Annotated in this window: 9 protein-coding genes; 3 read left to right on the plus strand and 6 right to left on the minus strand. The window is 64.4% G+C overall.

Going from position 1 to position 13,928, the window contains the following annotated elements; translation table 11 throughout:
• Positions 1-240 precede the first annotated feature (240 nt).
• Complete coding sequence (locus HD841_RS17460) at positions 241-3,621, plus strand: TonB-dependent receptor (protein ID WP_179510166.1); 3,381 nt, start codon at positions 241-243, stop codon at positions 3,619-3,621.
• Between the two features lie 106 nt (positions 3,622-3,727).
• Entirely contained in the window at positions 3,728-4,777 is a 1,050-nt protein-coding gene (locus HD841_RS17465; RefSeq protein ID WP_179510167.1) for a cupin-like domain-containing protein, read from the plus strand.
• On the opposite strand, the gene HD841_RS17470 is transcribed toward HD841_RS17465, so the two are convergent.
• A complete protein-coding gene (locus HD841_RS17470; RefSeq protein WP_179510168.1) occupies positions 4,725-6,572 on the minus strand; it encodes a glycoside hydrolase family 9 protein in 1,848 nt (615 codons plus the stop codon). The genes HD841_RS17465 and HD841_RS17470 overlap by 53 nt on opposite strands.
• Positions 6,569-7,810, minus strand: coding sequence for an ROK family transcriptional regulator (locus HD841_RS17475; RefSeq protein ID WP_179510169.1), 1,242 nt, complete (start codon positions 7,808-7,810; stop codon positions 6,569-6,571). Before HD841_RS17475 ends, HD841_RS17470 begins: the two co-directional genes overlap by 4 nt.
• 194 nt (positions 7,811-8,004) lie before the next feature.
• On the opposite strand from HD841_RS17475, the gene HD841_RS17480 reads away from it, so the two are divergent.
• On the plus strand, positions 8,005-8,901 hold the full coding sequence (locus tag HD841_RS17480) for an ROK family protein (protein ID WP_179510170.1): 897 nt from the start codon (positions 8,005-8,007) through the stop codon (positions 8,899-8,901).
• A gap of 35 nt (positions 8,902-8,936) precedes the next feature.
• Here HD841_RS17480 and HD841_RS17485 read toward each other — a convergent pair whose 3' ends face one another.
• Genes HD841_RS17485 through HD841_RS17500 form a run of 4 tightly spaced genes read right to left on the minus strand, consistent with a single transcriptional unit; the run spans position 8,937 to position 13,671 of the window.
• Positions 8,937-10,403, minus strand: coding sequence for a carboxylesterase/lipase family protein (locus HD841_RS17485; protein WP_218845614.1), 1,467 nt, complete (start codon positions 10,401-10,403; stop codon positions 8,937-8,939).
• Complete coding sequence (locus HD841_RS17490; protein WP_373563060.1) at positions 10,403-11,146, minus strand: SGNH/GDSL hydrolase family protein; 744 nt, start codon at positions 11,144-11,146, stop codon at positions 10,403-10,405. The genes HD841_RS17485 and HD841_RS17490 overlap by 1 nt, the downstream gene beginning before the upstream one ends.
• Positions 11,147-11,167: 21 nt before the next feature.
• Positions 11,168-13,105: a glycoside hydrolase family 97 protein gene (locus tag HD841_RS17495; RefSeq protein ID WP_179510190.1), complete on the minus strand. Its 1,938-nt coding sequence runs from the start codon at positions 13,103-13,105 to the stop codon at positions 11,168-11,170.
• A gap of 5 nt (positions 13,106-13,110) precedes the next feature.
• Positions 13,111-13,671, minus strand: a complete 561-nt coding sequence (locus tag HD841_RS17500) for a hypothetical protein (protein WP_179510172.1) — start codon at positions 13,669-13,671, stop codon at positions 13,111-13,113.
• Positions 13,672-13,928 lie beyond the last annotated feature (257 nt).

Below are 13,928 nucleotides of genomic sequence, written 5' to 3' on the forward strand. Positions count from 1 at the left end.
CTTCATCGTGCCTCTTCCCAACGCAGCGAGCCTCCGGACCGAGCCCGCGGGCCATACCTGTTGCTCAAAAGCCTACTCCAATAGATACTTATATCAAGTTGCGATATTTTGCTTGTGGGTTCTTTTTGGCCGCGATAGCAATCCGCCAGAGACGTTGAGCAACACGCCACGCAAACGACGACCAGACTGTCCGGCTTCGTACCGGGGGGCGGTTGCGGGATGAGGACTGAAGGGGAAGACATGATGACTCGCGCGAATACGCATGCCGGTCGCAAGGCTGGTCGGGCTACGTTGAGCGTCGGCGTTTCCGTAATCGCCATTCTCTGCGCCGTGCCGGCCGTCGCGCAAGATGGCGTGACCCCGACCAAGCCGGTGACCGCCGGTTCGCCGGGCACGACGTCGGGTGCGGCATCGGTCCAGGCCGGAACCGCCGCCACGGCTCAGGATCAGGCCGCCGCCACCACCGGTACATCGGGCGCATCGCAGGATGCATCGGTCACGCCGCCTGACGTTGATCGCGAGGAAATCGTCGTTACCGGCACCCGTCAGAGTTTGGCGACCGCGCAAAATATCAAGAAGAACAGCGACACGGTCGTCGACGCGATTACGGCGTCGGACATCGGCGCGCTTCCGGACCGTTCGGTCAACGAGGCGCTCCAGCGCGTTCCCGGCGTCGCGATCAGCCGCTTTGCCGCGCCGACGGATGCGCAGCATTTTTCGGTCCAGGGATCGGGCGTCGTCATCCGCGGGCTGTCCTACGTCCGCGGGGAGTTCAATGGTCGCGACACCTTCGCCGCGAATGGTGGTCGTGAAATCGGCTTCAACGACGTGCCGTCCGAGCTTGTTGGATCGGTCGAGGTCTTCAAGAACCTGACGGCCGATCTCATCGAGGGCGGTATCTCGGGTACCGTGAACATCAATACCCGCAAGCCGTTCGATACGGACAAGAACCTGCTCTACGTGTCTGGCGGGATGAGCTATGGCGACTTTGAAGGCCGCGGTACGCCATCGGGTGTCGCCTTGTTCTCGAAGCAATTCGATGTGGGCGGTGGCCGCATCGGCATTCTTGGCAGCGTTACTTACTCGCAGTTCCGCAACCGCGCCGACTCCGTGTTCCTGTCGTCATACCTGCCACGCTACAATGATGATCGGAATGGCAACGGCGTCCAGGATGCCGGCGAAGGCCGCACGATCAACGCCGGCACGCCGTTCGCCTCGACGTTGTTCGACACCTATCCGGTGCCCAACGGTACCAGCCGCGTCTATGTGCCGCTTGGTGCCGGCTACCGGGAGGAGCACATCAACCGCGAGCGCCTCGGCTTCTCCGGTGCACTTCAGTACGAAAACGCCGACAAAACCTTCTTGTTTACGGCGCAGTATCTGCGAACCGACAGTTACGAGGAGCATCTCGATCGCACGATCGAACCGTCGGTCTATTATCCCGACGCGACCACAACGTTTCCCGTAGGTGGGGTAACGCCGACCTATGACGCCAATGGGGTTTTCACGTCGGGCGTACTGGGGCGCAATACCGGGGCTCTGCAGGGTAATCTGCCAAATGGCGGGGGCTACGGCCCGCTGACCCAGTTCGTCGCCAATGGTCTGAATACCGGCCTCACCAACCGATATTTTAACTCCGACTCCGTTACCCAGGATCACGCGATCAACGTGAAATGGGACGTGACTGATCGCCTCCACCTGAACCTCGACGGGCAATATGTGAAGTCGAACGTTAAGGGTCGTGATGACGTTCTTGATACGGCAACGCAGACGCAGGCGGCGATCGATACGCGGACCAGCTTCCCAACCGTTCAATTTCAGACGCCCGGCTTCAATACGGCGAGCTATTTCGCAAATCCCCAAAGCGTCTATTTCGCCGACGCATTCAACAATCGCAACATTAACGATGGCCAGGAATGGGCCTTCCGTGGCGACGCACAATACGACCTGGCAGAGGATTCCTTCCTGCGGAAGATCCGCGTCGGAGGCCGCTACGCGTCGCGTGACCAAACGGTCCGGACGAATGATTACCTCAATTGGGGTGCGGTATCGCAGACCTGGACAGGTGCGGGCCCGCAGTCGTTCGCCCAAGCGCCTGCTGGTACTTACGGATTGCACGTATTCGACAACTTCCTACGCGGAGAAGTTGCCGCGCCGCCAAGCGCAAACTACGTCAATCCTGACATCATCAGCAATCACGATGCGTTCATCTCGTTGATCCGTGGTATCACGAAGGCCGGCGGCGGTACCTACGTGCCGATCGAGGATCGCGTGCGGTCTGACGGCAAGCCGCTGGTAGACGGATATTTCCTTCCGAACGAGGTCTATCGGAACACCGAGAAGACCTATGCGGCATATGCCCGCCTGGATTTCGGCAAGGACGACTTCGTTCGAGACGGCATGAGCCTGTCGGGGAACATAGGCGTGCGGTGGGTTCGGACGCAGGACAAGGCGTTCGGCAGCATCAATTTCCCGCAGTCGACGACGGTATTCCGTCCCGACAACAACGTACTGCCCGACGGTACGGTCGGACCCGCGCGCTATACCGATATCGCCTCTTACTGCGCGTTCCGCGCGGCAAGCCCTGGCTTGTTCAACACGGTCGACCCGCTTTGCACGATCCCGCTGGCGCAAGCGCAGGCGGCGTTGGCGTTCGCCAACGGCGGATCGACGCCGTCGGTCGCCAGCCAATCCTATGATCGCTGGTTGCCGAGCTTCAACTTGCGCCTCGACTTCAGTCCTAAGTTCCTCATGCGTTTCGCTTATTCTAAGGCGATATCGCGGCCGAACTTCGGCAGCCTGCGCAACGTCACGTCGATCAGTCCCAGCGGCGGCAACGCGTCGGGCGTTTACAATTTCGACGGTGCCACGTCGAATTCCAACCCGTTTCTCGTGCCGGTTCTCGCCAATCAATTCGATCTGACCGCCGAATGGTATTTCGCCAAGGTCGGTCAGCTGACGGTCGCCGGTTTCTACAAGAGCCTGTCGGACATCATTCTCGATAACTTCGGCTACAATCGGACGTTCACCAACAACGGCCAGACATTCACGGCGAGCGTGACCGGTCCGAACAACGGTGCGGGAAGCAGCAAGATCAAGGGCGTCGAGGTGTCTTATCAGCAGACCTACGACTTCCTGCCGGGGTTCCTGCGCGGCTTCGGGTCGCAAGCCACCTACACGTTCGTAGATGCGGGCAATCTGCCGAACTCGCTGCCGGCGAACGCCGCCAACGATGGCAACCGTCCGCCGTTGGACGTCGGTGGCCTGTACGACAATTTGCCTCTCGCCGGCCTGTCGAAGCACAATTTCAACGTCGCGGCATTCTACGATCTCAGCGTCTTTTCGGCGCGGATTGCGTATAGCTGGCGTTCGAAGTTCCTGTTGAACAACCGGGATTGCTGCTTCCCGTTCCTGCCCATCTACGCTTTGCCGACGGGGCAGCTCGATGGATCGACCTTCCTGACCGTGAACCGGAACTTCAAGATCGGTATCGAGGTGCAGAACATTCTCAACAACACGACAAAGACGACTTTCCTGTTGAATGGTCAGGGGCTTGAGGCGCCGCGAACGTTCTTCAAGAGCGATCGCCAGTTCACATTGTCGACGCGCTTGACCTTCTGAACCCTTCCTTATCCTCCCCCTCTGAGGGTGGGGTGCCGATCGGCACCCCACCCTTCTTTGTATCTGCACGCGCTGCCGCTAAACGGTTGAAATGAAAGGGAGCGATATGAATTCCGCAATCGATGCCGCTACGCGTGTGCGTGAGGTTGGTGCGGTTACCCCGGCGATATTCGCGGACGAGATCGTGCCTGCCTATCAGCCGGTGATCCTGCGCGGTCTCGTCAGTCATTGGCCGGCGGTCGCCGCGGGCCGACGCGGCTCCGCCGCGATGGCGGAGTACATCCGTCATTTCGACGGCGGCGGCCCGGCCAATGTCATGATCGCCGCACCCGAAGTCGCGGGCCGCTTCTTCTACACGCCCGACTTGACCGGCTTCAACTTCACGCGCGCGCAGGTGCTGCTGCCGATCCTGCTCGACCAACTGCTGGCGCAGGATGGCGATCCCGCTGCACCTGCTATCTACGCCGGCGCCGCATCCGCGCCCGATACGTTCCCGGGCTGGATCGAGGCCAATCCTCTGCCCCTGGCGACACCCGAGGCGACTCCACGCCTCTGGATCGGCAACGCCAGTCGCGTTTCCACCCATTACGACGTATCCAGCAACATTGCCGCGGTCGTCGCAGGACGCCGCCGCTTCGTTCTCTTCCCGCCCGATCAGGGTCCGAACCTGTATGTCGGCCCGCTCGACCGGACGATTGCCGGCCAACCGACGAGCATGATCGATCTCGAAGCGCCCGATCTCGCTTCTTACCCCCGCTTCGCCGACGCCATGGCGACGATGCAGGTCGCGGAACTGGAGCCCGGCGATGCGATCTACGTCCCGTCCTTATGGTGGCACGACGTCAAGGCGAGCGGGCCGCTCAATGTGCTCGTCAATTTTTGGTGGGGCCAACAAGCCGCCGCATCGCCGTTCGCGGCATTGATCCACGCGCTGCTCGCGGTGCGCGACATGCCGGCCGGCGAACGCGAGGCAGTCCGCAGCTGGTTCGACCATTATGTCTTCGGCACCAATGCGGCGCATGCCGCCGACCATCTGCCAGTTGCCGTACGTGGCGTGCTGGGTCTGCCTTCGCACGAACGGGCCGAACGTATCCGCGACTATGTCATGCAGGCGCTGGAGCGCGGCGGACCCGCGTCGCGTCCAGAAAGGCGGTGACCCAGACGAGGGGCGCATTCCAGTTGATCGCGACCTCGTTCATAGTGAACGCACGCCAATCGTCCCGCCAGCATGTTTGACCGACGCACGTCCCTTTCAACACTTCGTCGTCGCGGCGCGCGCCGTTGTTCGGGCCGCCCGACAGCACGCCGGGGGGCGGGGCCGGATAGCGTGCATCGGCCGCCTTGGCCCAGAAGCGGTGATGCGGGTGATGCATCGTGTGCGAGCCAAATCCCGTTACGAACGAGCGGTCGAGCGCGTTGCGGCCGAACACATAGTCGGCGACGTCGACCACTGCGTCACGGTAGAGCGGCTTGCGCGTGATCTGCCACGCCACGCCAAGCACGATGGCTCGATTGAGTAGCGTCGAATTCGAGCCCCAACCGTAGTCCGATCCGGCGAGCGGCAGGCGGTAGCCGCTGCGCTCTCGTTCCGCGAGCAATCGGTCGGCAAGTGTGACGACATGCGCCCGGACCTCGGCCAATGTCGACGGGGAGAGGACGCTCGGGACGGTCGCGAGCGTTAACAGGCCTGCCAGTTCCGTCCCGCCCCAGCTGAGATCGACGCCGCCGCCATGCAGGAAGGGCGATGCCATCAGCACCTGCAGATAGCCTGCCTCACCGGTGGTCACGAACATCTGTGCGGCCGCCCAGAAGCGCTCGTCGGCGATCTGCTTGTCGCCATAGCCGCCGCTGCCGGAGAAATCGGAAGTGGCGTACAGGTCCGGCACACGCCGCGCCGCATCCCATCCCCTGCGCGCCGCAGCAAGCGCCCGCGCGGCGAAGACAGGATCGCTAACACGCCAGATCCGCGCCGCCTGTGCCGCCACCGCGACCATGTTGAACGTCGCCGCGGTCGACGGCGGATAGAGGAAGCGGCGCATCGGATCAGCCGCTGGCGCCATCGGCAATCCCGTCCATTGCTCGTCCGCCACCTTGGTGTGAACCAGACCGCCCGCATCAATCACGCGAAAGTCGGTGGCCGGTCGACCGGTATCTGTGCTGAACGCGACCGTCGATGTTGCCCCTTGCGGCACTTGCATCGAGAGCAGGAACGCGACTTCCACCTTGGCCTCGTCAAGCAGATCGTCCTGGCCGTTGCCGTTTTCAGGCAGGGACAGTCGGCCATCCGCAAAAGCTTTCCCGTCGCCCCAGGCGGCAAGCCGTTCATGCAGATCGAGCAGCGTCCAGGTGGAGATGCCGCCGTTGACGGTATACTTGCCGTGATCGCCGGCATCGTACCAGCCGCCGGTCGTATCCAGCCGGTAGTCGCACCCCGGCCATTTCACGCCGCGCTGGTCCGTGCCCGCAAAACAGGTGACGAGTTCACGCGGCTGTCCTGCGGCACGGGCGAGATCGGGCCGCTGCACGTAGCGCGCGGCGATCGGCACGCCGCTGCGCTGCTGATAGAAGAAGCCCATCGCCGCAGTCGCGGCATCGGCGAACGGTCGATCGCGGATCGCGAACGGCTGGCTCATCGCCGTACCGATCGCCAGGCGATAGCCGGCACCCCCGCGCGATACGCTGCCGAAATCGATCCGTTGCACCGTCTCGCCGGATGCCGCTTCAGGTCCGAACGGCAATGTCCTGCCCCGCGCAACCGTGCGGCCGGCGGAGTTGAGCAATCGCCAGGACAGCGCTTTCGCATCGGCGGTCGCCACGATCGCCGTCTTCGGTCCGTCCGTTTCATAGCCGATCTGATCGACCCGGATCGTGCTGGCGGCCGGCTCCTCCGGCTCACCCGCGCCGAGCAGAAGCGCAGCTCCGGCGAGGGATAGGGTGCGACGCAGGATCATCGGCGGCCACTTTGGATGAGGATCGAATCGGAAGGTAGAATATGATCCAGAAACGGCAGGATCGCCGCGCCGATCGCGGGGGCATCGCGCGCCATCATGGCCGGCATGACCGTCGCGCGCGACGGTTGCGGCACTGCATCCAGCGCATCGGTCAGGCCGTCGGCAAGGCGTTCGATCAGCGGCATCGGCAGCCGACCGCCGATGAGGATCGCGTCGGGATCGAGCAGGCAGTTGATCGCGACGAGCGGCGCGGTCAGCGCGCGCACCGCATCGGCCAGCCAGCCTTCGATGACCGGCGCCATCAGTGGGTCGCCGCCGCCCAGATCCTCGACGTTCGGCTTGGCAAAGCCTGCCCTCTCCAGCCGAGCGAACAATGCCGACAGCGACACCGTATCCTGCACTGTCGCGCCGGGCGGACCGGTGGTATCGGGCATCAACCCGATCTCGCCGCTGCGTGCGTTGGCGCCGCGATGATACGATCGGTCGATCACCGGACCGCCGCCGAGGCCGGCGCTTATCAACAAATAGAAGAAGCTGGGATTGTCGAAGCCCGTGCCATATTCCGCCTCGCCCAGCGCGGCGGCGGCGGCATCGTTGTCGCAGTGGATCGGCCAGGGCAGCACCGACAGCATCGCGGACAGATCGACGGCGTTCCAGCGATCGTAGCCGGCGGGGCGGTGGGGCAGGGCGATGCGGCCCAGGTCATCGGGGATCGCGACGCCTACGCCGAGAATACGGTCGCGGTCGACGCCGCCGTCGGCGATCACCCGGTCGATGTCTTCGGTTACGAAGGCGACGACGTCGTCAGGCATGGCGAAGGCGATCTCCCGGGTCGAGCGGCTGCGCACCTGTCCGGCAAGATCGAGCGTGACCAACGTCAGGTGATCGCGATCGATATTGAGGCCGATCGCAAAGGCGCCATCGGGGTTGACCTGCAATCGCAGCGCCGGCTGACCGCGACCACCCTGCATCCGGCCGGCGTTGCGCACCAGCCCCATCTCGACCAGCCGGCTGGTGATGTTGGCGATGGTCGGTGCGGTAAGCCCGGTCTGCTGCGCGATCGCGACCCGGGTGGTATCGCCGCTCAGCCGCACCGCCTGCAACACGGCACGCAGATTATAGTCGCCAGCGCGTTCGAGATTGGTGCCCGACAGGCTGCGCGACAGGCGGGCGTCGCGTCCATCGGCGAGGGTGGGATCGTTCCGCCCGTTCGATTTGCTGCCGAACCCGATCGCCATCCTCATCCTCTTTCGCGCCGCTCGACCCTAAGCGGGGTGGAGGCGTTCGTCACGTAGCTCGGCCGAGATATTTCATCCGCCCCCGTCATGTTTCGATTTGCCTCATCTAGTGCCAATGCACCATACCAATATAAGCCAAACCACGGTCGCGCTAGTGACGCGGACGGTAATGTCGGGATGATGGGAGGGGGAAGATGATCCAAATCGGGATCGATTTCGGCGGCACCAAGATCGAGGCGGCGGCGCTTGCCGGCGACGGGCATTTCCTTGCGCGCCTGCGGGTGCCCAATCCGGGCAACTATGAGCATGCGATCCGCGATATACGCGACCTGATTGCGCGGGCGGAGTCCGAAGCGGGCCGCGTCGGCACGATCGGCGTGGGCACGCCGGGGTCGACCAATCCGCGCGACGGACGGATGCGCAATGCCAACGCGACCTTCCTCAACGGGCGCACCTTCCACGCCGACCTCGCCGCTGCGCTCGGCCGCGACGTGCGCACGGCCAACGATGCCAATTGCCTGGCATTGTCCGAAGCGGTCGACGGCGCAGCGGCCGGAGCCCGCTCTGCATTCGCGGTGATTGTCGGCACCGGCGTCGGGGGCGGGCTGGTGGTCGATGGTCGTATCGTCGAGGGCGCGAACGGCATGGGTGGCGAATGGGGCCATGTGCCGCTGCCGTGGATGACCAGCGCTGAATATCCCGGCCCGGCTTGCTGGTGCGGGCAGCACGGCTGCCTGGACATGCTCGTCTCCGGCACTGGTTTGCAGAAGGATTTCGCCGCGCGCAGCGGCGAGGCGGTTACAGGGCCTGCGATCGTCGCCGCGGCACGCGCCGGCGCGCGCCACGCCGTGGCGGCGCTCGATGCCTATGTCGACCGACTTGGCCGGGCGATGGCGATGATCGCGAATATCGTCGACCCCGACGTTTTCGTGCTCGGCGGCGGGATGAGCAACGTCGCGGAGATCTACGACGCTTTGCCCGGCGTGGTCGATCGCTACAGCTTCGGCGGCCGTTGGGAGGGGCGGATCGTGGCGGCCCGCTGGGGCGATAGTTCGGGCGTTCGCGGCGCGGCGCGGCTGTGGCCGGGATAGGCGGCCCGCGGGATCAGACGGGCGCGGCGGTGGTGTCAGGGCGCGTCGCGCAAGTCGCAGATGTCGCGGCGCAGATTGGCCTTGGCGATTGGACCGCCTTGATCGAACGCCATGTACCGGCGCACAATCCGGTCGTACGCTGGCCACCGGACCAGGCCGTTGCCGTTCGGCTGTCCCGTCTTGACGAACTGGACCCAATAGGCCTGCAACGGCGGCTGCCCCGGTTTCGGCGAGTTGAAGACGTACCCCAATTCGCTTGCATGGCTGACGCTGCCCCTGGGCGGGGCATAATCGAACTGATACTGCCAGACGGCGCCGCCATGCGCGGTCAGGGCGTTAGAAACGGCGATGGCGGGACAGCGGAAGGTGACGTCCGCCGCCAGTTGTTCGGTGACGTCGCCGAGCCGGGAATCACGTATCGGTACGCCGCCGGGCTGCAGCCCGTACAGGCGCAGTGCGCGATCCGCGCTGGCACCGAACTCGCGCCGCACCGTCGCGGCTGCCGCGGGCAGACCACCGTGCAGCGTCAGCTCCCGGGCGTTGATCCCGATGACCAGCGGCGCGGCATTGACTTGGCCACGCGCCAATAGACGCGCGGGCGTATCCGTCAGGACTCGGCCGTCGACGATCGACTGCAACCAGACGAAGCTGTCGTCGTCGAGGTTCGGCGCATCGACCTTGGCGTCCGCGGCCAGCACCGCTGTAACCGGCAGGGTGCGCAACTGCGCCGCGGTGGCGGCCGCCGCCAGCCCGGCTCGGCGGGCGATCTGCACGCCGATCGCCTCGTTCGCCGCGAGGCTGCGCGCGGCGGTTCCGAAGCCGGCGGTTCCGCTTTCCGCGATCGCCTGCCCGAAAAGTCCGCGCGAACCTGGGCTAAGCATGTGCAGCCCGACGTCCATCGCGCCGGCGGATTCGCCGGCGATTGTCACGCGGGCTGGATCGCCGCCGAAGCGGGCGATGTTACGCCGAACCCAGCGCAGCGCCGCCTGTTGATCCATCAGGCCGTAATTGCCACTATGCCCGCCCTGTTCGCGGCTTAGCGCCGGGTGCGACAGGAAGCCGAGTGCGCCCAGCCGGTATTGCACGCTGACCAGAACGATGCCCTGATCGGTAATTTGCGATTCGATCGTTCCGCCACCTGCGCCGGCGCGGTTGCTACCACCGTGGATCCAGACGAGCACCGGCAGTGTACCGTGCAGATCAGGCGTGCGAACGTCGACGAACAAGCAGTCTTCGTTGCTCGCCTCCGCAGCGGAGCGGTTCCAGTCACCATAGACGATCTGCGGACAGGCGGCATGCGGCGCCACGGCCGCGCGCGGCTGTGTCCAGTGCTTCGGTGGCTTGGGCGCACGCCAGCGCAGTGCGGCAACCGGCGGCGCGGCGAACGGTATGCCGCGGAAGATCGCGCCGTTTCCCGCCGCCTCGCCGCGGACGGGGCCGTTGTTGGTTCGCACCATCGGGCCGGGCGCCGCACCGGCAAGCGCAAGAGCGAGCGCGATCATCAGCGCACGATCGGCCGGGGGGCGGGCTTAGCGATCGCCGTGCGGATAGCCGCTTCGGCAACCGGCGCCATCACTGCATACCCCGCCTCATTGGGATGGACGCCGTCATAGGTCCAGTCCGCCTTCAGCGCTTGGCCGTCGTGCAGCGCGGTCCAGTAATCTGCATAGGTCGCGCCGGTGCGCGCCGCATAATCCTTCATCCAGCGGTTGAGCGCTGTAATCTGGGTCGCGGTATCGAGGCCGGGCCGCCACGCGAAATGGTCCGCCGGCGGAATTGAAGCGAGAATGACCCTGATCCCGTGCGCACGCGCCAGCTCGGCCATCGACATCAAGTTTGCTTTGGTCTGTTCGGGTGTCATCGCGCCGGTGTTGCCCGCGATGTCGTTGGTTCCGGCCATGATCTGTACCACCTGCGGGTGAAGATCAATCACATCCTGGCGGAAGCGAAGCAGCATTTGCGGCGTCGTCTGGCCGCCTATGCCTCGGCCTAGGCGACCGTTGCCGAAAAATGTCGGCACCTTGTCGTACCAGCCCTGCGTGATCGAATCGCCCATGAAAACGACGCTGACCGGGCCGGTCACTTTGGCATTGGCATCTTGATAGCGACCAAGCCAGGCAAAATCCTTGTGCAGCCGGTCTTCGGCTTCGCGTTCCCATTCCGCCTTCTGCGGGACGGTTGGTTGCGTTTGCGCGACGGCGGGGACGGCGCCGGCGGCGAGCAGGGCGGTGAGAGCGAGCTTCATCATCACGGTGTCTCCAACGGGTCAGCGGACGGGAGCGAGGACGGCGACCGCGCCGCCGGAGGCATTAAGGGTCAGCGCGAGGCTGTCGGTGGCTCCGAGCGTCCGGTTGGCAGTAGCCAGGTCGGTTGGCGTCGCGCCGTCCTGCCACGTGCGAGCAACGTAGCGACGCTTGCCGAGGAAGCCCAGCGACACGTTAATTGTCCGTGCGGCATCGGTCATCGCGCCGAGATACCATGTATCACCCTTGCGCCGCGCCAGTACGATTGAATGGCCTAGCGTGCCGGCGATGAAGCGCGTCTCGTCCCAGGTCGCAGGTACCTCGGCGAGGAAGTCGAGACCTGGCTGGCCGCGATAGGCGTCGGGTGTGTCGGCCACCGACTGGAGCGGGCTTTCAAACACGACGTATTTGGCGAGTTCAGCAGCACGCGTCGTCTGCGTCTGGGGGCCGATCACCGCGATCTTGAAAGTGGCCGGCGTCGCGTTGCGATAGGCGCCGGGGGTGTAGTCCAGCGGTCCGGCGAGCATACGCGTATAAGCGAGCGTAATATTATGGCGGGCGGTGATCCGCGTTGTCCACTTGTTGTATTCCGCGCCGAGTACGCCTTCCTGCGTCAGGAAGTTAGGCCATGTCCGCGTCATTCCCCAAGGATGCGTCGCACCGTGCAAATCGAGCAGCAGATGATGTCGCGCGGTCGCGGCGGCCAGCCGATGATAGAATTCGATCATCTCCTGATCGTCGCGGTTCATGAAGTCGACCTTGATCCCTTTCGCGCCGAGCTGTTCGATCGAGGCAAGTACCGTCTCCATGTCGCGGTCTAGCAATTCCCAGTTGACCCACAGGATGAGGCCGACATCATGCTGCCGCGCATAAGTGATAAGGTTCGGCAGATCGAGTTCGGCGATCGGTTTCGTAGGATCGGCGCCGGGTAGGACGAGTGGCCCCGTACCACTGTTAACGTACCAACCATCGTCGATCATCATGTACGGTAGTTTGAGGGAGGCTGCGAAGTCGATGAAAGCCCGTTCTGTTGCGGCGTTGGACCCGGCCTTTGGTACGCTGGTGAGCAATGGGCCGGACCACCAGTCCCAGGCGGTCTTGCCCGGCTTTACCCAAGCGAAGTCGCCCTGCGGCGCTGGGTTGAGGCTGGTCAGCAGTGTGTTCTCGATCAGCTTGCCCGCATTGTCAGCGACCATGACGACCCGCCACGGCGACACCACGCCGCCGCCGACGTCGAGCTTCACCGCGATGGCGGGATCATCGGGACGTCGGGTGAGCTTCGCTGCGACGCCGAGCGCGCCGGTCTCAGTGCCGGTGAGATACATCGCGGGCCAGTTTTCGACCGCCGCCTCGGCGATCGCGATCGTCGGGCCGCCGTTTCCGGCGTCGCAAACGAGCGGCAGTTCGTAGAGGTTGTGCGGCCGGATCGCGGCAGCTTGGACGGGGTCGTATTCGCCTTCGTGGCTCGTACCGAAGCTGCCGAGATTGAGGCCGGTGCAGGCATAGTCACCAGCGAAGGCAAATTGGGTCAGTTCGTTGGCGATCCGCAGCGTCGTCAGGTCACTTTGCTGCGGGATGGCATAGCGAAAGGCCATGCCGGTGTCGTAGGCGCGGATGATCAGGTCGAGACGGCGGTGCTTGCCCTCCGCTTCGGCCATGTGGACGACGATTTGGTTGTAGCGGTCGGCGACCGCGGCCACCTTGCCCGCAGGTAGCGTATAGCGGTCCTCACCGCGTGTCGTCTCGACGGCCGTGGTGCGAAGGCCGTTCGACAGTTTGGCGTACTGTTCAAATTCGAGCCCGAGCGGCGAGGGGGCAACGACGGTGCGGCTCGCAACGTTGAGCGTATAGCTCGGCTGGCCGTCGTTGCTCGTAGCCAGCGTGATCGCCAGTCGCCCATCTGGCGAGGCGATGGTCTGCGCCGCGACGGGCGTGGCGATCAGCGCGGCAGCGAGAAGCATCGTCTTCAACGTTCTTTCTCCATCGTTGGGGTGACGTTCCAGCCACCTAGGGTCATGCGGGTCGCCTTCGCCCTGGTCGTAGGATGGCGCACGGTGACCTTCCGTGTCTCTCCCAGGAACAGCGACACGTGTTTGTCGCCAAAGCGGGCGGGCTGCACTTGGCAGCCGTCGCCGTTCATGATCGTCAGCTTGGTTTGGATCGCCGGCGTCGCGGTTCGGTTGGGAAGCGTCACGCGTAATACGGTTTCTTCGCCGATCACGGTGCCGGCCACGGCGGTTGCTAGCGTTATCGGCGCCGGCGTGGTCAGACCGTGATCGGCCGGATCCTTGGCTCCATGCGAATGGAAATTATTCGAAAGCGCGTTGCCCGTCGCCTCGGTCGCCGTCAGGCTGACGAGCACGAGGCCGTTCGCGATCAACGCGGACGTAGGCTTACGGTTGGCTTCGCCCCCGGGAAGCAGATCCGCATCGATTGAATTGCGGGTTTGCGCACCGGCATCGCCTGTGAGCGACATCGCTGCCAACACCCATTCGGATCCTGCCGCGCCAGAGCGTGTCGCCATCATCGTCCTCCCTGAGCGGCGCCCTGCTGGAAGCCATTATTGCGCCGACAGGAAGCACACCGTGCCGAAAAAGCCAAATTGAAATATGTATTGTTGACAACTGGGTGGCGACACTGCTTGGCTGCATCATCGCCACGAAGATGGCCCCCAGGGAGAGGATGATGGTTTTGAGGTTCGGTACGGCTTGCGCAGCGCTCGCGCTGATGGTGGGCGCGTCGCCCGCAACGGCGCAGCAGCAGGCGGCCAGCGCCGCCGTTCCC

Source organism: Sphingomonas melonis (genome assembly GCF_013409985.1).
In the GTDB taxonomy this organism is placed as follows: Bacteria; Pseudomonadota; Alphaproteobacteria; order Sphingomonadales; family Sphingomonadaceae; genus Sphingomonas; species Sphingomonas melonis_A.